At 71.1% G+C, this 21,728-nt stretch carries 20 protein-coding genes and 1 pseudogene; 4 read left to right on the forward strand and 17 right to left on the reverse strand.

Annotation, left to right across the window (positions count from 1 at the left end):
• Nucleotides 1-64: 64 nt before the first annotated feature.
• Both ACIF9R_RS19735 and ACIF9R_RS19740 read right to left on the reverse strand, forming a co-directional pair.
• The gene (locus ACIF9R_RS19735) at nucleotides 65-709 is read right to left on the reverse strand and encodes a hypothetical protein (protein WP_399981529.1); all 645 of its coding nucleotides are present in this window, start codon (nucleotides 707-709) and stop codon (nucleotides 65-67) included.
• A gap of 293 nt (nucleotides 710-1,002) precedes the next feature.
• A complete protein-coding gene (locus tag ACIF9R_RS19740; RefSeq protein WP_399981530.1) occupies nucleotides 1,003-2,481 on the reverse strand; it encodes a tyrosine-type recombinase/integrase in 1,479 nt (492 codons plus the stop codon).
• A 65-nt stretch (nucleotides 2,482-2,546) separates the two neighbouring features.
• On the opposite strand from ACIF9R_RS19740, the pseudogene ACIF9R_RS19745 reads away from it, so the two are divergent.
• Nucleotides 2,547-2,969, forward strand: a pseudogene (locus ACIF9R_RS19745) (3'-5' exonuclease); the annotation flags it as partial.
• 18 nt (nucleotides 2,970-2,987) lie between these two features.
• Here the strand turns inward: ACIF9R_RS19745 and ACIF9R_RS19750 are convergent.
• Nucleotides 2,988-3,851: a phosphotransferase gene (locus tag ACIF9R_RS19750; protein WP_399981533.1), complete on the reverse strand. Its 864-nt coding sequence runs from the start codon at nucleotides 3,849-3,851 to the stop codon at nucleotides 2,988-2,990.
• A gap of 166 nt (nucleotides 3,852-4,017) precedes the next feature.
• On the opposite strand from ACIF9R_RS19750, the gene mgt reads away from it, so the two are divergent.
• Nucleotides 4,018-5,217 carry a macrolide-inactivating glycosyltransferase gene (mgt, locus tag ACIF9R_RS19755; protein WP_399981536.1) on the forward strand — a complete coding sequence of 400 codons (1,200 nt, stop codon included), beginning with the start codon at nucleotides 4,018-4,020 and terminating at the stop codon, nucleotides 5,215-5,217.
• A 482-nt stretch (nucleotides 5,218-5,699) separates the two neighbouring features.
• Here the strand turns inward: mgt and ACIF9R_RS19760 are convergent, their stop codons facing one another.
• Nucleotides 5,700-7,949 (reverse strand): MMPL family transporter, encoded by a 2,250-nt coding sequence (locus ACIF9R_RS19760; protein WP_399981539.1) that lies wholly within the window; start codon nucleotides 7,947-7,949, stop codon nucleotides 5,700-5,702.
• A 375-nt stretch (nucleotides 7,950-8,324) separates the two neighbouring features.
• On the opposite strand from ACIF9R_RS19760, the gene ACIF9R_RS19765 reads away from it, so the two are divergent.
• A complete protein-coding gene (locus ACIF9R_RS19765; RefSeq protein WP_399981542.1) occupies nucleotides 8,325-8,873 on the forward strand; it encodes a DUF1697 domain-containing protein in 549 nt (182 codons plus the stop codon).
• Between the two features lie 84 nt (nucleotides 8,874-8,957).
• Complete coding sequence (locus ACIF9R_RS19770) at nucleotides 8,958-9,575, forward strand: DsbA family protein (RefSeq protein ID WP_399981544.1); 618 nt, start codon at nucleotides 8,958-8,960, stop codon at nucleotides 9,573-9,575.
• A gap of 345 nt (nucleotides 9,576-9,920) precedes the next feature.
• On the opposite strand, the gene ACIF9R_RS19775 is transcribed toward ACIF9R_RS19770, so the two are convergent.
• The 13 genes from ACIF9R_RS19775 to ACIF9R_RS19835 form a co-directional block, all read right to left on the reverse strand.
• Nucleotides 9,921-10,658: a sirohydrochlorin chelatase gene (locus ACIF9R_RS19775; RefSeq protein WP_399981547.1), complete on the reverse strand. Its 738-nt coding sequence runs from the start codon at nucleotides 10,656-10,658 to the stop codon at nucleotides 9,921-9,923.
• A gap of 8 nt (nucleotides 10,659-10,666) precedes the next feature.
• Nucleotides 10,667-11,563, reverse strand: a complete 897-nt coding sequence (locus tag ACIF9R_RS19780; protein WP_399981550.1) for an ABC transporter permease — start codon at nucleotides 11,561-11,563, stop codon at nucleotides 10,667-10,669.
• Nucleotides 11,550-12,338 carry an ABC transporter ATP-binding protein gene (locus ACIF9R_RS19785; protein ID WP_399981552.1) on the reverse strand — a complete coding sequence of 263 codons (789 nt, stop codon included), beginning with the start codon at nucleotides 12,336-12,338 and terminating at the stop codon, nucleotides 11,550-11,552. Before ACIF9R_RS19785 ends, ACIF9R_RS19780 begins: the two co-directional genes overlap by 14 nt.
• Before the next feature lie 35 nt (nucleotides 12,339-12,373).
• Nucleotides 12,374-13,477 (reverse strand): aliphatic sulfonate ABC transporter substrate-binding protein, encoded by a 1,104-nt coding sequence (locus ACIF9R_RS19790; RefSeq protein WP_399981555.1) that lies wholly within the window; start codon nucleotides 13,475-13,477, stop codon nucleotides 12,374-12,376.
• Between the two features lie 250 nt (nucleotides 13,478-13,727).
• The gene (locus tag ACIF9R_RS19795) at nucleotides 13,728-15,062 is read right to left on the reverse strand and encodes a sulfate adenylyltransferase subunit 1 (protein WP_399981558.1); all 1,335 of its coding nucleotides are present in this window, start codon (nucleotides 15,060-15,062) and stop codon (nucleotides 13,728-13,730) included.
• 2 nt (nucleotides 15,063-15,064) lie between these two features.
• Nucleotides 15,065-16,000 (reverse strand): sulfate adenylyltransferase subunit CysD, encoded by a 936-nt coding sequence (gene cysD, locus ACIF9R_RS19800; protein ID WP_399981561.1) that lies wholly within the window; start codon nucleotides 15,998-16,000, stop codon nucleotides 15,065-15,067.
• The gene (gene cysC / locus ACIF9R_RS19805) at nucleotides 15,997-16,533 is read right to left on the reverse strand and encodes an adenylyl-sulfate kinase (protein ID WP_399981563.1); all 537 of its coding nucleotides are present in this window, start codon (nucleotides 16,531-16,533) and stop codon (nucleotides 15,997-15,999) included. Before cysC ends, cysD begins: the two co-directional genes overlap by 4 nt.
• Before the next feature lie 26 nt (nucleotides 16,534-16,559).
• A complete protein-coding gene (locus ACIF9R_RS19810) occupies nucleotides 16,560-17,270 on the reverse strand; it encodes a phosphoadenylyl-sulfate reductase (RefSeq protein WP_399981566.1) in 711 nt (236 codons plus the stop codon).
• Complete coding sequence (locus ACIF9R_RS19815) at nucleotides 17,267-17,446, reverse strand: hypothetical protein (protein WP_399981568.1); 180 nt, start codon at nucleotides 17,444-17,446, stop codon at nucleotides 17,267-17,269. The genes ACIF9R_RS19810 and ACIF9R_RS19815 overlap by 4 nt, the downstream gene beginning before the upstream one ends.
• Nucleotides 17,443-19,158: a nitrite/sulfite reductase gene (locus ACIF9R_RS19820; protein WP_399981571.1), complete on the reverse strand. Its 1,716-nt coding sequence runs from the start codon at nucleotides 19,156-19,158 to the stop codon at nucleotides 17,443-17,445. The genes ACIF9R_RS19815 and ACIF9R_RS19820 overlap by 4 nt, the downstream gene beginning before the upstream one ends.
• A gap of 130 nt (nucleotides 19,159-19,288) precedes the next feature.
• Nucleotides 19,289-19,372 (reverse strand): putative leader peptide, encoded by an 84-nt coding sequence (locus ACIF9R_RS19825; protein WP_310887545.1) that lies wholly within the window; start codon nucleotides 19,370-19,372, stop codon nucleotides 19,289-19,291.
• A gap of 127 nt (nucleotides 19,373-19,499) precedes the next feature.
• Complete coding sequence (locus ACIF9R_RS19830; RefSeq protein ID WP_399981573.1) at nucleotides 19,500-20,072, reverse strand: GNAT family N-acetyltransferase; 573 nt, start codon at nucleotides 20,070-20,072, stop codon at nucleotides 19,500-19,502.
• A gap of 244 nt (nucleotides 20,073-20,316) precedes the next feature.
• The gene (locus tag ACIF9R_RS19835) at nucleotides 20,317-21,591 is read right to left on the reverse strand and encodes a hypothetical protein (protein WP_399981575.1); all 1,275 of its coding nucleotides are present in this window, start codon (nucleotides 21,589-21,591) and stop codon (nucleotides 20,317-20,319) included.
• Nucleotides 21,592-21,728: the final 137 nt, after the last annotated feature.

Here is a 21,728-nt window from a genome sequence, read left to right on the forward strand (position 1 = left end):
TGCTGGAAGCCTCAAGAACTCCCATCATCGCAGGTCGCAAGGCTCTTCCTCGTTCCCGGAGAAGTTATCCACAGATGTCAGCCGGTGGATTCGGGTTGAGGTACTCGACCTGCACATAGCCCCGGTTCGGGTTCTTGAGGCAGTCAGAGGTCAGTTCCCTGACTGCCTCCAACTCCATGCCGCTTTCGAGACAGAACAGAAGGAGCAGGGCGAACAGGTCGCGGCTGGTGGGGTAGAGGAGAGGTGCGAGGCGGCCGGGAGAATGTTCGTCAGCCAGAGCGCGGCCGACCCGGTCGGCCAGTTCCTGACGGGTGAATTGCCCCTGGCTCCGGTAAATCTCCCACAGCACGTTGGCATCGGAACTCCATCCAGCCGCCCGAGGGTCGCGCCCCTGTGCCAGGAGCGATGGCCCCTCCACCGTCAGTCGACGAACTGCCTGGTCGATGTCGGAGCGTGCGGCAGCTCGTAACTGCTCCACGATGTGGGGCGAATAGGCGTCGCGAGGGGCGTACGAGCCGACGGGACCTGCTGAGGTATGGGCGAGCCGCCGGACCATGGCAGGCGACAGGCCTCTCTCCTTGTCCCTCAGACGCCGCAAGATCCATACGATGTCGGCGATACGCGCGTAGGGCGTCCTTGAGGACTCCGGATGCCTTTCGCGCAGATGGCTCTCGAACCCGTCCAGGTGACGGGGGAGGAGATCACGCACGCGTAGTTCCGCGTGCTCTGTCGATGCGATCCAGCGTGCCCATTCGCGACAGGAGCGGGCGCGATTCCGCAGCGTATGTGGCGACCCTGTGCCTTGGCCCACGGCACACGAGGCCGCCAGTTCTGCGCCCAGGGCCCGTAGCAGTCGCTGCTGAGGCTCGTGGGTCCAGTCCACGACGGCCGTTCGGTTGTCCGGGAAGGTGACCTCGACCTTCAGCAGTCCCAGCGCTGTGGGAGGTGGATCAACAGCCTGCTCCGCAGGCGCGTTCAGTCGGGCCCGACGTCGTCCCCGCCCTACCATGAGCTCACTCCCCCTACCTGCGCCGCGGACCCCTGATCCTCCTGTGAGACCTGACTCGCCGTGGCCGCGACCTCGGACGTCCAAGCGTCCACCGCACTGTCGATCAAGGACTGCGCCTGGTCGGTGCAGTCGAGGTAGATGTACGTCGTTGTGATCGATGAGTGCCCCAGCAGCCGGCGGAGATGATCGAGGGGGTCTCCGATGATCCGGCGGTACACGCCGTCGGCCATTTCATGCCTGTCCACCGAGCCGATCTGCTCGTGGATCAGCGCCGACAGCAGATGAACCGCGAAGGTGTGCCTGAGCACATGAGGCGTGGCGGTTACATCGACCCCGAACGTCCGGCACCTCTCCGAGGCGCGCACGAATACGGACTCCCAGGCGGACAGGGACACAGGTCGTGCTTCCTGTCCGAGCCATACGCACGCGGGGCCAAGGGGACGGTCCTGCTCGTCTACGAGGAAGAGCCGGGACCGGATCGATGGCGGCACACGTGACCATGGAACTCTTCGCAGCCGACCATCCTTCGTCCGCATCCGTACGCTCCGGCGGTCGGGTTGGCTCCCCAGCACTGCATCGGCAGGCAGCGGACGGCCCCGGGCATGCCAGCGGTCCAGCACCAAGGACCGCTCGATCTCCATGTAATCGGCCAGGGCCGCGACGATCCGATTCGGCAGCAGGATCCTGCGCCCCTTGTCACCTTTCGCGGTAGGCGGCGCCAGGTCGAACGGCACGCTCTTCTTCCCGTCCTGGCGGTCGGGGGCAGGCAGTTCCGGCCAGCAGAGCGACGCGGCCTCCTCGATGCGCAAGCCGGTGGTGACCAGCAGTTCCGCCATGACGACGTTGCGTTCCGCGTTACGGCCACGGAAGGACGGATCGGCGGCTCCTGACGGCCGTTGACCGCGCAGTCCGACGTCGCGGAAGGCCGCATACCGAGGCACGGAGAGGAACTCGACGGACCCGCGCTTGGCAGCCTTCTCCACCGCGCGGTTGTTACGGACAGGCACCTGCTGACCGGATTCCGCTCGCCGTGAGCTCTCGTAGTACTTGAACGGCGTCCGCTCGATCAGACCCTCGTCCGCCGCCCAGGTGTAGAACTTGTCCAAGGCCGCGACGGACCGGTTCCAGGTGGAGGCCGAGATGACCTGAGTGGGATCGGGTGAGATTCGCCGGGCTCGGTGGAAGGCCGTCACGTCGTCACGGTCAGCTTGCCAGAGGGCCTTGCCGCGATGCTCGTGGAGGAACCGCCCCCAGGTCAGCAGATCGAGGGCGTACGCCCGCCAGGAGTTCGCCGACCTTACCCCGAGCGTCGGCAGGGACCACAGGAAGCGGTTCAGGTGTATGTCGTAGCTGCCGTCATCGCTGAGGATGAACGGCGCACCGGCGTGCAACCCGTGCCTCTCCAGTGCCCTCTGCCCATCGGTCACCCCGGTCGCTTCCAACGATCCCGGGTCGGTGAAGAAGATCTCCATCTGATCGCACCCCCTGGTCGATCAACGACGAGGGAGACGGTGAGACACGGTCGTGCGTGGATAACGCCTTCGACCTGACCCTGCTCTCCGCCGAACTGCGGCGGTACGGGCTGCCGTCCCTGCGCGACCGCCTCGGCGGCATCGATCCCGCGCCGGTCATCGACCCGTACACCATCGACCGTGCCGTCGACCGCTACCGGCGCGGCAAGCGGAACCTCGAAGCGGTCTGCGCCGAGTACGGAGTCGTCCTCGACGCGGCGCACGACGCGACCGCCGACGCCCTGGCCGCGGCCCGGCTGGCGTGCGCGATAGCCGTCCGCCACCCGAAGGTCGCGGCACTCGGGGCGGCGGAGCTGCACCGCCGGCAGATCGAGTGGTACGCCGAATGGGCGGCGGACTTCCAGGACTTCCTGCGCCGCAAGGGCGACACGACCGCGGTGATCGACGGTACCTGGCCACTGCGGGAGTTGGCGGGCGACCGGGTCTGACCCGGCGGGGGCACGGCGTCAGAAGGGATACCAGCGCACCGTCTCGTCCCCGTCCCGCAGGGACGCCACCCGGCGTTCGAACTCGGCCAGCGCCCCGGGGTTGTCCGGCGCGTGCTGGGACACCCAGGCGCAGCTGGCGGTCTCCCGCGCGCTGCGCAGCACCGAGCAGCCCTCCCAGGCGCGCACGTCCCAGCCGTAGGCCCCGGTGAAGGAGGCGTACGCCTCGTCCGGCAGTCCGTAGCGGTCGTGGGAGAGGGCCATCACCACCAGGTCGTGTTCGCGCAGGTCGGCCGAGAAGGTCTCCAGGTCGACCAGGACCGGCCCGTCCGGCCCGATGTGCACATTGCGGGGCAGCGCGTCTCCGTGGATGGGCCCCGGCGGCAGGGCGGGCGTCAGTGCCGCGGCGGCCGCCGCGAAACCGTCGCGCCGCTCGCGCAGATACGCGGCATCCGCGGGGTCGATCGCGTCGCCCGCCAGTCGCAGCCAGCGTTCCACACCGCCCAGCAGCTCGCGGGGCGGCAGGGGGAACGGGGGAGCGGGCAGGGCGTGGACCCGCCGCAGCAGCTCGGCCAGATCCCGGGGCCCGGCGGGCCGCACCGCCTCCGGCAGCCGGTGCCACACGGTCACCGGGTGCCCCTCGACGAGCAGCGGCTCGGGCTCGGCCGCCCGCACGGCGGGCACGCCCTCCGTGGCCAGCCACTCGGCGATGTTCAGCTCCCGGCGGGCCCGGTCCAGCAACTCGGCGTCGCGGCCCACCTTGACCGCCAGGTCACCGGCGGCGAACACCGCGTTCTCGCCGAGGGCGAGGAGCCGTACGTCCCGTGCCGCGGCGGGCAGCACTCCGGCCGCCGCGAGCACGTCCCGCGCCCGTGCCTCGTCCATCCGTGCCCTCCGTGTCCGTCCGCGTCCGGCCGCCGGGTTCCGGCCGTCCGCCGGTCAGTCTCGCATTCACACAGGGCGGGGATGAGCGCGGTGTCCTGGCGGGCGGAGCGCCGGCACGACCGGAATCAGGTTGCACGAGACGTATCGTCTCGCCTATGGTCCCGGCATGACCACTCCCGCGCACATCGCCATGTTCTCCATCGCCGCCCACGGGCACGTGAACCCGAGCCTCGAGGTGATCCGCGAGCTCGTGGCGCGCGGACACCGGGTGACCTACGCGATTCCGCCCCTCTTCGCCCGGAAGGTCGCCGAGGTGGGCGCCGAACCGAAGCTCTGGAACAGCACGCTGCCGGGCCCCGACGACGACCCGGAGGCGTGGGGCACCACCCTGCTGGACAACATGGAGCCCTTCCTGGACGACGCCGTCCAGGCGCTCCCGCAGCTCATCGAGGCGTACGAGGGGGACACCCCCGACCTCGTCCTGCACGACATCACCTCCTACCCGGCGCGCGTGCTCGCCCACCGCTGGGGCGTCCCCGCCGTCTCCCTCTCGCCCAACCTCGTCGCCTGGGACGGGTACGAGAAGGAGATCGCCGAGCCGATGTGGGAGGAGCCGAAAAAGACCGGGCGGGGGCAGGCCTACTACGCCCGCTTCCACGCCTGGCTGGAGGAGAACGGGATCACCGAGCACCCCGACCCGTTCGTGGGCCGCCCCGCGCGCTCGATCGTCCTGATCCCCAAGGTGCTCCAGCCGAACGCCGACCGGGTGGACGAGAACGTGCACTCCTTCGTGGGTGCCTGCCAGGGCGACCGCGGGGCCGAGGGCGACTGGCGGCGTCCCGCGGGTGCCGAGAAGGTGGTCCTGGTGTCGCTCGGGTCGGCCTTCACCAAGCAGCCGGCCTTCTACCGGGAGTGCGTGGCGGCATTCGCCGGTCTGCCCGGCTGGCATCTGGTGCTCCAGGTCGGCAGGCATGTGGACCCCTCCGAGCTGGGGGACGTACCGGAGAACGTCGAGGTGCGCTCCTGGGTGCCGCAGCTCGCTGTTCTCAGGCAGGCCGACCTGTTCGTCACCCACGCGGGGGCCGGCGGCAGCCAGGAGGGGCTGGCGACGGCCACGCCGATGATCGCCGTACCGCAGGCCGTGGACCAGTTCGGCAACGCGGACATGCTCCAGGCGCTGGGTGTGGCCCGGCATGTTCCGGCCGACGAGGCGAACGCCGAGGTGCTGAGGGGGGCGGCCCTCGCCCTCGTCGACGACCCGGAGGTCGCCCGGCGGCTGAGGGAGATCCGCGCGGACATGGCGGAGGAGGGCGGTACGGGTCGGGCGGCCGACCTGATCGAGGCGGAGCTGCCGGCGCGGGGCTGAGGCAGGGCTTGCGTGCCGGTGCCGGTGCCGGTGCCGGTGCCGGGGTGGGCGGGGCGCGTTGCGCTGCCCGGCGTTCGCGGGGTGCCTCCCCCACTCTCGGCTCCGCTCGAGCGGGCGGTACCCCGACCGCCCACCCGTGCCGCCCTGGGGTACCCCCTCCGGGGGAGGCACGACTGCCCGCGGCTGGGCGGGCACGACTGCTTGTGTGTTGGGGGGCGGTACGGCTTCCCGCGGTAGGGCGGGTGCGACTGTTCGTGGCGGGGTGGGCGGGAATGCGCCGGTGGGGGGGGGGGGGGGGGGGGGGGGGCGGGGCCCCCCCCCCCCCGGGCGGGGGGGGGGGGGCCCCCGGGGGGGGGGGGGGGGGGGGGGGGGGGCCGGCCCCGCCGGGGGCCCCCGGCGGGGGGGGGGGGGGGGGGGGGGGGCTGGGGGGGGGGGGGGGGGGGGGGGGGCCCCCCCCCCCCCCCCCACCGTGGGGCTGTGGGTTACACCGGGACTCGTTCGTCCTCGGTGGTCCGCGTCACCGGCGGGGCCACGGCCTCCGGTGACTCGTCGTGGGTCAGGTCCGGCATCCGGTGCAGCCACCTCGGCAGGTACCAGTTGCGCTCGCCGAGCAGCGCCATCACCGCCGGGAGCAGCACACCCCGGATGATCGTGGCGTCGATCAGCACCGCCGCCGCCAGGCCGACGCCCATCTGCTTCATGGACTGCATGGACAGGGTCCCGAAGATCGCGAACACGGCGACCATGATGACCGCGGCGCTGGTGACCACCCCGGCCGTGGTGACCACACCGTGCTGGATCGCGTCCCGGGTCGTACGGCCCCGCATCCGGGCCTCGCGGATCCGGGAGACCACGAACACGTGGTAGTCCATCGACAGGCCGAACAGGATCACGAACAGGAACAGCGGCAGCCAGGTGATGATCGCGCCGACCCCCTCCGCGCCCACCAGGGACGCGCCCCAGCCGTGCTGGAAGACCGCCACGAGGATGCCGTACGCGGCGCCCACCGACAGCAGGTTCAGCACGATCGAGGTGATCGCGATCGTGATGGAGCGGAACGACAGCAGCATCAGCAGGAAGGCGAAGACCACCACGAACAGGAAGACCGGGACCACGGAGCCGACCAACTGGTCGTTGAAGTCCTTGTTTCCGGCGACCTGCCCGGTGATGGGCGCCTCGACCCCGTCCACCGTGCCCAGGGTGGCGGGCCGTACCTCGTCACGCAGCTTGTCCAGGCTCTCGCCCGCCTTGTCCTGATCGGAGCCGCCCACCAGGGGCACATAGACGAAGGCGACGTTGTGCCGCTCGTGCACCCTGATCTCGACCGGGCCGCGCGAGGCTCCCGAATCGACCGCCTCCGCACGGAAGTCGGCGAGCGCGGCCTTCACCTCGGGCGCGTTGATGTCGTCCGCCCTGACAACCACCTCGGCCGGCTCCGAGCCGCCCGGGAACGCCTCGTTGACCCGGTTGTACGTCTGCACGATCGGCAGCGAGTCACCGAACTCCTGGTCCAGCGTGAGGTTCTGCGTCTTCATCCCGATCGCGGGAGCGGCCACAGCGAGCAGCGCGCCGGTCGCCACCACGGCGGCCGGCAGAGGCCTCGCGAGCACCCGCTTCAGTACGGCGGTCCAGAACCGGCTGTCGTTGCCGCTGCCGGCGCGCCGCTTGCGGAGGAAGGGCAGCCGGCCCTTGTCGACCCGCTCACCGAGCAGCGAAAGGAGCGCGGGCAGGACGGTGACGGAACCGACCATGGCGACCGCCACGACCATCAGCGAGGCCAGGCCCATCGCCTCGAACTCGGCGATGCCGGTGAACAGCATGCCCGCCATGGCCACGCACACCGTGACACCGGAGACGACGATCGCCCGGCCACTGGTCGCCGCGGCGATCCGCAGCGCGCTCTGCGCGTCCCGTCCGGCCGCCCGTTCCTCGCGCTCGCGGCGCAGGTAGAACAGGCAGTAGTCGACACCGACGGCGAGCCCCACCAGCAGCATCACCGAGTTCGCGGTCTCGCTCATCGGCTGGAAGTGGCTGACCAGACCCATCAGACCCATCGTCGCGATGATCGCGGTGATGGCCAGCGCCACCGGCAGCAGCGCCGCCACCAGCGCGCCGAACGCGATCAGCAGAATGCCGAGGGCCACCGGCACCGCGGAGTACTCGGCCTTCTTGAAGTCGTCGCCGAAGGCGTCGTCGAACGTCTTCATCATGCTGGCGCCGCCGATCTCCTCGATCCGCAGCGACTCGTGCTCCTGCTGGACGCCCTCCACGGCGTTCAGCACCGGCTCGACCCGCTCACCCGCGGTGGCCGAGTCGCCGCGCATGTCGAACTGGACCAGCGCGCTGCGCCCGTCCTCGGAGATGGTGTCGCTCTCGTACGGCGAGGTGACGCCGGTGACCTCGCCGGTCTTCTCCACGGCCGTGACGACCGCGGTGACCGCCGCGCGGAACTCCTCGTCCGTGGCCGTGAGACCTTCGTCCTTCGCCTGGACGAGCACGGTCTCACCGGCCGGCTCCTCGATGCCGGCGTCCTCGATGATGCGGGCCGCGGTGTTGGTCTCCCCCTTGAGCTGGTCGCTGTCGGCGACGTCGACCCGGCCGGCGGCCGAACCGAGTCCCATCGCCAGAACGACGAACAGCACCCAGATCCCGACGGCCGCCCAGCGGTGCCGGGCGCTCCAGCCGCCGGCCCGGGCGGCGAGGCCCCGTACCCGCGAATCTCCGTTCCCCATGACGGGCTCGCTCCCTCGTGTGCGGCAGCGACCCCCTGCCGCCACCTTTCGCTTTCGAAGGTAGGGGCCGGATAAGCGCGTCTCGTCCTGCTGTCCGGTGAAGCTCCGGGCGGCGAAGTCATCCCATCGGAGTCCGGCCCCTCCCCACTGGGGAGGACAGCGGCCCCCTACACGTATCCGGGCACATGCGGGACGGTGATCAGGGTTCGGAGGCGCCGCCACCGGTTTCGCAACCTTGTTGAATAAGTCACAGGCGCGTGTACCGGTTGATCCGGGCCCCCTCGTTCCGCCAGAGTTTCGCGCAGCCCGCCACGCGCGGCCCCGGCCGTCGTGCCCACCCCCACGGGGCACGACGGCCGTCCTAGGCTGTGGGGCATGGCGACGAGATACGCGGCGCTGCTGCGCGGGATCAACGTGGGCGGCAGCAGGAAAGTCCCGATGGCCGAACTGCGCACCCTCATGGAGGGCCTCGGGCATGACGGCGTACGGACCCATCTGCAGAGCGGTCAGGCGGTGTTCGCCTCGGACCATGGCGACGAGGAGGCGCTCGCCGCCGAGCTCTCCACGGCGATCGCGGCGCACTTCGGCTTCGCCGTGGACGTGATCGTGCGCGACCACGCCTATCTGAAGGGCATCGTCGAGGCCTGCCCGTACCCGGCCGGCGAACTGGAGCCGAAGCAGCTCCACGTCACCTACTTCTCCGCGCCCGTCCCTCCCGAGCGCTTCGGCGAGATCGACCGGGACGCCCACCTGCCCGAGGAGTTCCGCCTCGGCGACCGCGCGCTCTACCTGTACGCCCCGAACGGCGTGGGCCGCTCCGGACTCGCCGAGCAACTGGCCAGGCCCCGCTTCACCCAGGGCGTCATCGCCACCGCCCGCAACTGGAACACGGTGACGAAACTCGTGGAACTCACCGCCGACTGACCGGGCGACCGCCGGGATTGGACCAGTGTCCGGGCGGCGAAGTGGACCAGGGCCCCGATCCGCGTCGCGCCTACCGTCGATGACATGACCCATGGATCGCCCACCCGCGTCGACTGCTGGTTCGACCCCGCCTGTCCCTTCGCCTGGATCACCTCCCGCTGGCTGCTGGAGGTCGAACGGCAGCGCCCCCTCGATCTGCGCTTCCGTGTGATGAGCCTCTACCTGCACAACCTCGGCAACGAGCTGCCCGACTGGTACCGGGACCTGGTCGACCGTTCCGTCGGCCCGGTACGGGTGGCGGTGGCCGCGGCCGAACAGCACGGCGAGAAGGTGCTGCGCGATCTCTACACCGCTCTCGGCACGCGTATCCACGAGCGCGGCACGGAGGACTTCGACGCCGTGATCGCCGAGTCCCTCGCCGAACTCGGCCTGCCGGCCGGCCTGGCGGCGGCCGCGCACGATCCGGCCCACGACGACGCGGTGCGCCGCAGCCACGAGGCGGGCGCCGAAGCGGACTCGGGCGCCTACGTGGGGACGCCGACCCTTCATGTCGACGGAACCGTGTGGTTCGGACCCGTCCTGCGGGCCGTCCCCCGGGGCGAGCGGGCAGCCCGGCTCTTCGACAGCTTCCGCGTCCTCGCCGCCGACCCCGACGTCTTCGAGCTCAAGCGCACCAGAACCGGCGGCCTGTCCTTCGACTGAGGAGACTCATCCGGCCGAGGGACGTCCTTCGGCGGAAGAGCCGGGCGAACGGACCACGCGCCCGGCCCCCGCCCGGCGATCGAGGACGACAGCGGGGCGCGGCGGTCTCCTCCCGGGAACCGGCGCGCCGGAGGCCGGGCGCGGCGGTCTGCGGTGTGGTCCGGGCGCCGGAGCGTACTGGAGGACGCCGGCCACGGCCGCCCGGCCCGGTGCGACCCTGTCCCGCTCTCCATGGACATGCCCGGGCGCGCGGCGATGGCCGGCGGGACGCGCCGGGTCCCTCCGCCCACCGTGACCCGCTGACCCGTGCTCTCCGGCGCGTGCGGCCGCCCCCGGCGGCAGCCGTCAGGCGCCGACCGCCGCGAGCAGCGGCACCCGCGCCTCGTCGTACCGCTCCAGCAGCACCCGCGCCACCTCCGGCGCCGGACCCAGCACGTCCGCCAGGACGTCCGCCTCCGCCGCACCGCGGGCGATCCGGTCCGGGAGGCGGCCGGGAGCCAGGACGTACGGAGCGACGGCGACGCGTGCGCAGCCGAGGGCGCGCAGTTCGGCCACCGCCTGCTCGGTGCGGGGAAGGGATGCGGAGGCGAACGCGGGCCGCACGGCGCACCAACCGGTGTGCCGCCACTCCCGCGCGATTTCTGCGATCACCGCGATCGCCTCCGGGTCGGAGGACCCCGCCGAGGCCAGCACGACCCCGGTCGAGGACTTGTCGGCGGGCGTCAGGCCTGCCTCGTACAGCCGGCGTTCCAGGGCCGAGAGCAGCAGCGGGGACGGGCCGAGCACCCCGGCCCGGCGGATCCGCAGCCGGGGCGGGGCCTCGGCCAGCACCGCCGGGATGTCCGACTTGGCGTGGAAGGCGCGGGTCAGCAGCAGCGGGAGGGCCACCACCTCACGGACGCCCTCCGCGTCCAGGGACTCCAGCACCCCCTGCACGGAAGGGACGTTGAAGTCCAGGAACCCGGTCTCCACCCGCAGCCCCGGCCGCAGCGACCGCACCCGCCGCACCAGGTCGTGCACGGTCGCGGCGTGCCGCGGATCGCGGCTGCCGTGGGCGACGACGAGAAGTACGGGACGGTGCATGATGTGCCTCAGCCCTTCACCAGCAGACCGCGGCTGCGCAGCACCCACCGCTCCAGCGGACTGAAGATCAGCAGGTCGATGGCGATACCGACGGTCAGGATCAGCAGAATGGCCTCGAAAACCATGGCCATGTCGCTGGCGTTGCGGCCGTTCTCCAGCAACTGGCCGAGGCCGATGCCGAGGTCCGGGAACGAGGCGATGATCTCCGCGGCCATCAGGGAGCGCCAGGAGAACGCCCAGCCCTGCTTCAGACCCGCCACATAGCCGGGCAGCGCGGCCGGCAGCACGATGTGCCAGGTGCCCTTCAGCCCCGTCGCGCCCAGCGTGCGGCCGGCCCGCAGGAACAGCGGGGGCACCTGGTCGACGCCGGAGACCAGGCCGTTGGCGATCGAGGGGACCGCGCCGAGCAGGATGACGGCGTACATCATCTGGTTGTTCAGGCCCAGCCAGATCACCGCGGGCGGCACCCATGCCACCGACGGCAGCGACTGCAGACCGGACAGGATCGGCCCGATCGCCGCGCGGACCACCTTCACCCGTGCCACCAGCAGCCCGAGGGGGGTGCCGATCAGCAGCGCGAAGAAGAAGCCGAGCAGACCGCGCGAGACACTGGTCCAGATGTAGCCGAGCAGTTCGCCCTGGAGCCAGGCGTCGCGCAGCACGGCCCACACCGCGCCCGGCGAGGGCAGCTTGGTCGGATCGTCGACGATCTTGAAGGAGACCAGGGCCTGCCACACCGTTAGCACCAGGACCACGGCGACGACCGGCGGCAGGATCTTCTCCACGAAGGTCTGCCGCAGCGGCTTGCGTCCGGTCTGCACCGTCTCCAGTGCGTCGAGGCCCGCCTCCAGACCGGCGAGGTCGCCCCCGTCCTTGTCCTTCGCGGTCGTCTCAGTGCTGGCCATGACGGCGGATCTCCCCACGGAGTTCTTCGGTGATCTCGACGGACAGTTCCGCCACGGCGGTGTCCTCGATACGACGCGGATGCGGAATGCCGACCGTCCACTCGCGGGCGATCCGGCCCGGACGGGAGGACAGCAGCACGACCCGCTGCGCGAGCCGGACGGCCTCGCGCACGTTGTGCGTGACGAACAGCACGGACAGCCGGGTCTCGCGCCAGATCCGGGTCAGCTCGTCGTGCAGCACGTCCCGGGTGATGGCGTCCAGGGCCGCGAACGGCTCGTCCATCAGCAGCAGTTTGCTCTCCTGGGCGAGCGCGCGGGCCAGCGCGACCCGCTGGCGCATCCCGCCGGACAGTTCGTGCACGCGCTTGCCGTACGCGCCCTTGAGCCGGACGAGCTCCAGCAGCTCCTCGGCCCGCCCCCGGCGCTCGTTCTTCGGCACGCCCCGCAGTCTCAGCGCGAGTTCGATGTTCTTGCCCGCGGTCAGCCAGGGGAACAGCGCGTGCTCCTGGAACATCAGGGCCGGCCGGCCGTCCGTGCTGATCGCCCCGGCCGTGGGCCGGTCCAGGCCCGCGACCAGGTTCAGCAGCGTCGACTTGCCGCAGCCCGAGGCACCCAGGAGGGTGACGAACTCACCGGGCGCGACGTCGAGCGTGATGTCGTCAAGCACGAGCTGCTGCCCGGCCGGGCCGGAAAACGACTTCGAGACATGCTCGATACGGGCGGCGTGGGTGGCCGCCTCGGTGTCGTCGGCGGCCTTGGCGAGGGTCGTGGCCATGGTCGTCACCTCCTGGGACTCTTCGTGATCCGGGCTTACTTGATGCCGAGTCCGGCGTCGTCGACGGCCGGTTCACCGACGGCCTTCAGGACCTTGTTGAGCAGCGTGAGGTCGTAGATGCCGTTCAGGTCGGGCCGCTCCAGCAGGCCCGCCTCGACCGCGTGCTCCGCCTGCGAGTCGAGGGTGGCGGCCAGCGGGTCGTCGGTGAACCTGATCGACTTCCACGCCGGGTCGAGCACCTCGGCCGGCAGCGCCTTGCCGGAGTCGGCCTCCAGCTGCTTGTTGGCGGCCGCCTTCGCCTCCTCCGGGTGGGCGTTGATCCACTTGTTGGCCTCGACGGACGCCCTCAGTACCGCCTCGACGGCCTTCGGGTGCTCCTCGAGGAACTCCTGGCGCACGATGATGTTCGTGATCACGAACTTCCCGCCGGGCCACAGCGCCGCCTCGTCCAGCAGCACCTTGCCGCCTTGGGCGACGAGCTTCGAGGCGGTGGGCTCCGGCACCCAGGCGCCGTCGATCGACCCGGCCCCGAACGCGTCCGGGGTGACCTTGTTGTCGCTGCGGACGACCGTGACGTCGCCCTTGCCGCTCTGTGCGTCGACCTTCCAGCCCTGCTCCGCCGCCCAGTTGAGGAACGCGACGTCCTGGGTGTTGCCGAGCTGCGGGGTCGCGATCCGCTTGCCCTTGACGTCCTTCAGCGACTTCACCTTGTCCGGGTTCACCACGAGGCTCACCCCGCCGGACGCCGAACCGGAGACGATCCGCAGGTTCCTGCCGCCCGACCTGGTGTAGCCGTTGACGGCCGGGGACGGGCCGATGAAACCGATGTCGATGGAGCCGGAGTTGAGCGCCTCGATCTCCGAAGGACCCGCGTTGAAGACCGCGTACGTGGCCTTGGTGGCGCCGAGTTCCTTCTGGAACAGGCCCTTCTGGTTGCCCACCAGGGCGGTGCCGTGGGTGAGGTTGCCGAAGTAGCCGATCCTGACGGAGTCGAGACCGTCGGTCTTCTTCGCACCGGCGGCGACCTTCGCGGCACCGTCGTCCTTGGCCTGGGAGCCGTAGCCGCACGCGGCCAGGGTGAGCAGCGGAAGCACGGCGATCACCGCGAAGGTGCGGCGCAGGGCTGTGGTGGCAGGCACGGGAGGTGGTCCTCTCGGGGGCCCGGCGGTCACGTCCGGTCAGGTCGTGGCCGGGAAGTCGGCAGGTTTTCGTCTATGGCGGTGGGGGGTGAGGGCGCGCGAGCGGTGCGCGTACGTCAGCGCGCACATCGGCCCACCCCGCCCTGGCCTCCCCCAGACTTCGTCCGGGGGGACCCCCAGCCGAGAAGGCCGCTGCCGACGCGGCCGCCCTCCTTGGCGAACCCGGCATAGAAATCAGTGGAGTTCATGGTCAGAAGTTCCACCCGTCGTCCTCGTCCGCGTCCTGCACGGGCTCCGGGGCGGCGAAGGACTCGCCGACCATCCCCGCGGTGAGGGTGGTGCCGTCGCCGGGGTCGATGAGGATGAACGAGCCGGTGCGCCGCGAGTCCGCGTAGGAGTCGGCGGGCAGCGGTTCGGCGGTACGGATCTTCACCCGGCCGATGTCGTTGGCCACGAGCCGGCCCGGGTGCGGGTGCAGGGACAGGTCGTCCAGCGTCAGCCGGGACGGGATGTCCTTGACGATCGCCTTGACCGTGCGCGTGCCGTGCTTGAGCAGGACCCGGTGCCCGACGGTCAGCGGCTGGTCGGCGACATGGCACACGGTGGCCTCGACGTCCTGCGAGGTGGCCGGCGCGTCCTTGCTGGGGACGATCAGGTCGCCGCGGGAGATGTCGATGTCGTCGGCCAGCAGCAGGGTCACCGACAGCGGGGTCCAGGCGATGTCGACCGGCTCGCCCAGCAGATCGATGCCGGTGACCGTCGTCGTGCGGCCGGACGGCAGCACGGTCACCGGGTCGCCCACCCGGAAGGTGCCCGCGGCGATCTGTCCCGCGTAGCCCCGGTAGTCCGGGTTCTCGGCGCTCTGCGGCCGGATCACGTACTGCACGGGCAGCCGCGCGTGGCAGTGCGCCAGGTCGTGGCTGACCGGGACCGTCTCCAGGTGCTCCAGCACCGTGGGGCCGCCGTACCAGTCCATGTGCGCGGACGGCTCCACCACGTTGTCGCCGGCCAGCGCCGAGATGGGGATCGTGGTGACCTCGGGGACGCCCAGTTCGGTCGCGTACGCCGTGAACTCCTCGGCGATGGCCGCGAACACGGGCTCCCGGTAGCCGACCAGGTCCATCTTGTTGACGGCGAGCACGACGTGCGGGACGCGCAGCAGCGCGGCGATCGCGGCGTGCCGGCGGGTCTGCTCGACGACGCCGTTGCGGGCGTCGATGAGGATCACCGTCAGCTCGGCGGTGGAGGCGCCGGTGACCATGTTCCGCGTGTACTGCACATGGCCCGGGGTGTCGGCGAGGATGAACCGCCGCCGGGGGGTGGCGAAGTAGCGGTAGGCCACGTCGATGGTGATGCCCTGCTCGCGCTCGGCGCGCAGACCGTCGGTGAGCAGCGCGAGGTCCGGCGCCTCCTGTCCACGGCTCGCTGAGACCCGCTCCACGGCCTCCAGTTGGTCGGTGAGGACCGACTTGGAGTCGTGCAGCAGCCGGCCCACCAGGGTGGACTTGCCGTCGTCGACGGAACCGGCGGTGGCGAACCGCAGCAGCGTGGTGGCCGCGAGCTCCTCGGTGGTGATGGTGCTCATCTCTAGAAGTACCCCTCGCGCTTGCGGTCTTCCATCGCTGCCTCGGAGAGCTTGTCGTCGGCGCGGGTGGCACCGCGCTCGGTGAGCCGGGAGGCGGCGATCTCGGTGATCACCTTCTCGATGGTGTCGGCGTCGGAGTCGACGGCGCCGGTGCAGGACATGTCACCCACGGTCCGGTAGCGCACCAGCCGCTTCTCGATCCTCTCGCCGTCCTTCGGGCCGCCCCACTCGCCGGCGGTCAGCCACATGCCGGAACGGGCGAACACCTCACGCTCGTGCGCGTAGTAGATCTCCGGCAGTTCGATGCCCTCGCGGGCGATGTACTGCCACACGTCCAGCTCGGTCCAGTTGGACAGGGGGAACACGCGGACGTGCTCACCGGGGGCGTGCCGGCCGTTGTACAGGTTCCACAGCTCCGGGCGCTGGCGGCGCGGGTCCCACTGGGAGAACTCGTCGCGCAGCGAGAACACCCGCTCCTTCGCGCGGGCCTTCTCCTCGTCGCGGCGCCCGCCGCCGAACACCGCGTCGAACCGCTCGCTCTGGATCTTCTCGGTGAGCGGCAGGGTCTGCAGCGGGTTGCGGGTGCCGTCCGGGCGCTCCTTGAGCACCCCCCGGTCGATGTAGTCCTGCACGGAGGCGACGTGCAGCCGCAGCCCGTGCCGGGCGACCGTGCGGTCCCGGTAGGCCAGGACCTCGGGGAAGTTGTGGCCGGTGTCGACGTGCAGCAGCGAGAACGGGACCGGCGCCGGCGTGAACGCCTTGAGCGCCAGGTGCAGCATCAGGATGGAGTCCTTGCCGCCGGAGAAGAGGATCACCGGCTTCTCGAACTCGCCCGCCACCTCGCGGAAGATGTGCACCGCCTCGGATTCGAGGGCGTCCAGGTGGGACAGGGCGTACGGGCTGTCCGTACCCTCCCGTACCGTGGCGACGGCTCTCATGCCAGTCCCCTTTCGCTGAGCAGGGCGTACAGCGACGCCGCGGACTCCTGCACGGTCTGGTGCTGCGACTCGATCCGCAGATCGGGCGTCTCGGGCTCCTCGTACGGGTCGTCCACACCGGTGAGCCCGGTGAGTTCACCCGCGGCCTGCTTGGCGTACAGGCCCTTCACATCGCGGACGGAGCACACGTCGACCGGGGTCGCCACGTGCACCTCGACATACGCCGTGCCGTTCGCCGCGTGCCGCTTGCGCACCGCGTCCCGGCTGTCGGTGTACGGCGCGATCACCGGCACGAGCGCGGTGACGCCGTTGCGGGCGAGCAGTTCGGCGACGAAGCCGATGCGCTGCACATTGGTGTGCCGGTCCTCGCGGGTGAAGCCGAGGCCCGCCGAGAGGAACTCGCGGATCTCGTCGCCGTCGAGCACCTCGACCCGCCGGCCCCGCTCACGCAGTCGCCCGGCCAGTTCGTGGGCGATGGTGGTCTTGCCCGCACTCGGCAGACCCGTGAGCCAGACGGTGGCTCCGGTCGTCACGTCGTTCTCCTGAATCCGATGGTGTGTCATCCGTGCAGTCCGCACTCGGTCTTGTTCCGGCCCGCCCAGCGGCCGGCGCGGGCGTCCTCGCCCTCCAGCACCCGGCGGGTGCAGGGCGCGCAGCCCACGGAGGCGTAGCCGTCCATCAGCAGCGGGTTGGTGAGCACGCCGTGCTCGGCGACGTAGGCCTCCACGTCGTCCTGGGTCCAGCGGGCGATGGGGGAGATCTTCACCTTCCGCCGCTTCTCGTCCCAGCCGACGACCGGGGTGTTCGCCCGGGTCGGGGACTCGTCGCGGCGCAGGCCGGTCGCCCAGGCCAGATAGTCCCTCAGGCCTTCCTCCAGCGGCCGCACCTTGCGCAGCGCGCAGCACAGGTCGGGGTCGCGGTCGTGCAGCCTCGGGCCGTACTCCGCGTCCTGCTCGGCGACCGTCTGCCGCGGGGTCAGCGTGATGAGGTTGACGTCCATCACGGCCTCGACCGCGTCGCGGGTGCCGATGGTCTCCGGGAAGTGGTAGCCGGTGTCGAGGAACACCACGTCGACGCCGGGCAGCGCGCGGGAGGCGAGATGGGCGACCACCGCGTCCTCCATCGAGGAGGTCACGCAGAAACGCCTGCCGAAGGTCTCGGCGGCCCACCGGAGGATCTCCGGCGCGGAGGAGTCCTCCAGGTCCCGGCCGGCCCGCTCGGCCAGCGCCTTCAACTCTTCGGTGTCGCAGCCTTCCTGAACGGCCGTCATGTGCGGTCCCCTCCCGTGTCGGATCGCCGGGCCCCCCGGGCCAGCAGCCCGAGGAACTTCAGCTGAAAGGCCCGGCTGCACGCGCCGCACTCCCACGCCCCGTGGCCCTGCTCACCGGGCCGCAGGTCCTCGTCGCCGCAGTAGGGGCAGTGGAACGGCGCCGCACGCTCGCTCATGACAGGGCCTCTTCCGAGGCGCGGCCGACCCAGGCGGCGAACCGCTCGCCGTCCTCGCGCTCGGCCTGGAAGCGCCTCACGACCCGCTCGATGTAGTCGGGCAGTTCGTCCGAGGTCACCTTCAGACCGCGGACCTTGCGTCCGAACGACGGCTCCAGACCGAGCGCGCCGCCCAGGTGCACCTGGTAGCCGCCGACCTGGTTGCCGTCCGCGTCGGTGATCAGCTGGCCCTTGAGACCGATGTCCGCGGTCTGGATGCGGGCGCAGGCGTTCGGGCAGCCGTTGATGTTGATGGTGAGCGGCTCGTCGAAGTCGGGGAGCCGGCGCTCGAGTTCGTCGATGAGGTCGCTGCCGCGCTCCTTGGTCTCGACGATGGCGAGCTTGCAGAACTCGATGCCCGTGCAGGCCATCGTGCCGCGGCGGAACGGGGAGGGCGTGACCCTCAGGTCCAGTGCCTCAAGGCCGTCGACCAGGGAGTCGACCCGGTCGCCCGGCACATCGAGGATGATCATCTTCTGCTCGACGGTGGTGGACACCCGGCCCGAGCCGTGGTTCTCGGCCAGTTCGGCGACCTTGACGAGCAGCGAACCGTCCAACCGGCCCACGCGCGGGGCGAATCCGACGTAGAAGCGGCCGTCCTTCTGGGGGTGCACGCCGATGTGGTCGCGCCAGCGCTGCGCCGGCATCTCGACGGCGGGACCGTCGATCAGCTTGCGGCCCAGGTACTCGTCCTCCACGACCTGACGGAACTTCTCCGCGCCCCAGTCGGCGATCAGGAACTTCAGGCGGGCGCGGTTGCGCAGCCGGCGGTAGCCGTAGTCACGGAAGACGGAGGTCACGGCCTCCCAGACGTCCGGCACGTCCGCCTCGGGCACCCAAGCGCCCAGCCGCACACCGAACTTGGGGTTGGTGGACAGACCACCGCCGACCCACAGGTCGAAACCGGGACCGTGCTCGGGGTGGACCACACCGACGAAGGAGATGTCGTTGATCTCGTGCGCCACGTCGAGGAGCGGGGAACCGCTGACCGCCGTCTTGTACTTGCGCGGCAGGTTGGAGAAGCGCGGGTCGCCGATGTAGCGGCGGACGATCTCCTCCAGCGCCGCCGAGCCGTCGATGATCTCGTCCGCGGCGACACCGGCGACCGGGGAGCCGAGCATGCCGCGCGGGCAGTCGCCGCACGCCTCGGTGGTGGACAGACCGACCGACTCCAGACGCTCCCAGATGGCGGGCACGTCCTCGATACGCACCCAGTGGAACTGGATGTTCTGCCGGTCGGTGATGTCGGCGGTGCCGCGGGCGTACGTCTCGGCGACCTCGCCGATCACCCGGAGTTGCGCGGTGCTGAGCCGGCCGCCGGTGACGCGCACCCGCATCATGAAGTACTCGTCCTCGAGCTCCTCCGGCTCCAGGAACCCGGTGCGCCCGCCGTCGATCCCCGGACGGCGCTGGGTGTACAGACCCCACCAACGGAAGCGGCCCCGCAGGTCGTTGGGGTCGATGGAGGCGAATCCGCGCTGGGAGTAGATCGTCTCAATGCGTGTCCGCACATTGAGACCGTCGTCGTCCTTCTTGAGCTGCTCGGTGCCGTTGAGCGGGGTCAGATGCCCCACGGCCCACTGCCCCTCTCCGCGGTGACGGCTCACCTTGCGGCGGGGAGTCGCGGTGGCAGGCTTCTGCGCGGCGGCAGCATTCTGCGGGGTGGCGGCCATGGTTGATACGTCCTTCGGGACAGGCGGGAACTCGGCTCTGACCTGCGCATTCGGGCGCACAGAATCAGGTGCGCGTCAGTGCGCGGGGAGTGAGGTGAGGCGAGGAATGTCGGGCAGGGACTGAGTACTCTCAGCGCGCCGGACAGATGGCGCTGGACATGCGGCCGAGGTCGACGTGCCGCCGACTCACCAAGGCGATTCCAGTTCCAGGCATGACGGAAGCGTGGCACGGCGATCTCGGCGCAGTCCACCGTTATCCGAAACGTGGACACCCTTGTCTCGAAAAGCGAGACAAGGGTGTCCTTGGTCACAAGAGCCGCGAGCGGTCTTGTCCGTACTGGTCAGACCGGGTAGGCCCCCGGCCACGGGCCCGGTGTCGGCACCTCTGGCTCATTCTCGACCTTGGTGTCGAAGAGGGAGAAGCCCCGGCGCCGGTAGTTGTCCATGGCGTGCTCGCCGTCCTTGCTGCACGTGTGCAGCCACACCCGCCTGGTCGGTTTCAGGCCGGGCCAACGGTCCGCCAGATCCCAGGCGCGGGCCGTGCCGTACGACAGCAGATGACCGCCGATGCGCCGCCCTCGGAACGCGGCGAGGAGACCGAAGTAGACGATCTCGACGACCCCGTCCTCCTGCGCCTCCAGTTCCACGTACCCCGCGGGCGTCCCCCGGTCGTGAGCGACCCATGTCTCCACCCCGGGCCGGTCCAGATGCTCCAGCCACTGCGCGTACGTCCAGCCCAGCCGGTCGGTCCAGCGGATGTCACCGCCGACCGACGCGTAGAGGAAACGGCTGAACTCGGGCGAGGGCACCTCGGAGCGGACCACCCGCACGTCCCCCTCGGGCACGGCGGCCGGACGGAGATCGGTGGGCGCGGTCTGCTCCAGGGACCAGGTGGTCACGGAGAGGGTCGTCATGTCCGAAAGGGAACCATCCGGCACGCATGTCTGTCGAACGCCTGATCAAAGGGCGGACAGCGACGCCGTCCGCGAGGGGCCGCCCGCGTCCGGGGGAGGGGCGTGCCGGGCCCCGCGCCTCTGGCGCGATCCGGACAGACCCCTCGGCGCCATCCACCGGACAGACCCCTCGGCGCCATCCACCGGACAGACCCCTCGGCGCCATCCACCGGACGACCCCTCGGCGCCACCCGCCGGTCAGGCCCTAGTCGTCGAGGGACCGGTCCACCGACGCCAGCGGCAGCGCGAACAGCATCCGCCCGGACTGCGACCACACCTCACCCGTCTCCTGCCAGTAGGAGAGGGACGTCGCCTCGCCGCTCCAGCAACGGTGCGTCTCGTCCGCCCCGCAGCGGGTGGGGCGGGCCCCGTCGGTGTCCTGACGCCACAGCGTGCCGCGCTCGTCCGGGGCGCCGGTCATCCGGCCCAGATACCAGCCCGACCGGTACGACAGCACACTGCGCACATGGGTCAGTTCGGTCTCGTACACCGCGACCGGATCCGCCTCGAGCAGTCCGGCCCGCTGCGGCCCGACGCCGAACGCGTACCGCCACAGGCGGGTCGGCCCCTCCTCGTCCTCGGACGTCGCCTCGTACGCGACCAGGCTGTCGGGCGCGGTGCTGCGGTCCAGGGCGATGCCGCCGGGCCGCGGGGCACCGGCACCGGTCGTCCGGTAGGAGGCGACCGCCGGAAGGACGTACCGCGCCCCGGCCGCCGACCAGCCGCCGGGCACCCGGCCGACGGACGTGCCCTCCACGGTCGCCCGCTGCACCCGGTCCAGGTCGTACACGTACAGCGCGCCGCCCTCGCCCCGGCCCGTGGTCACCAGCAGCCTGTTCTGGTACCAGACCATGCCCGACACGGTGGAGCCCAGCCCGCGGAAGTCGCGGCCCCCGTCCACCGGCACGGTGAGCAGCGCCCAGGTGTAGCGGAGTTCGCCGGTGTCACCGGCGTTCACGAAGGCGACCCGGGCGAGTCCCTGCTCCGCCGCCGAGCCCGAACTCCGGCTCCACCCGGAGAGGATCACCCGGTGTGGTCCCCAGCGGCCGTCCTCGTCCGCGTCCCCCGAGGTGGTGACCGCGCCGGGGCGCCAGCCGTCGGTGTCGCCGCCCGGCCAGCAGTACGCCTGTGTGGCGGCCGGCTCGACGGGCAGGGCACGCCGGTCGTCCTCCGTACAGTCCTCCGCGTCGCTCAGTGAACCGTCCGGGTCGGCGAGCACGGCACCGACACCGACGGGCCGGCCCATGCCGTCGGCGAGGCGGTCGAGCGCCGTGCCCGGAACGTCGTACCCGGTCAGCCGCAGCGGGGTGGTCTCGGTGGACGCGGTCAGCGGCTTCAGCGCCCCGGGATCGTCGGCGTCGGTGGCCTGCGAAGCGCTGATCATGGTGGCCGCCGCGGTCAGCGCGAGGGCGGTCCCGGCCAGCCCGGCCCGCAGGGCCCTGCCTCTCCTGCGCCGGCGGTGTCTTCCACGATGCCTCATGTCGTCCTCCCGGGGTGAGCCAACTGCTTCCGGTGATCCGCGGGTTGACCGTGGAGCAGTTGGGGTGGCCCGTACCGGGATGCTACGGCAGTCGGCCGCCCCGGGAGACAAAGACCCCGCAATTGTGCGGACCGGCC

The sequence above is a fragment of the Streptomyces sp. NPDC086080 genome (genome assembly GCF_044540255.1).
In the GTDB taxonomy this organism is placed as follows: Bacteria; Actinomycetota; Actinomycetes; order Streptomycetales; family Streptomycetaceae; genus Streptomyces.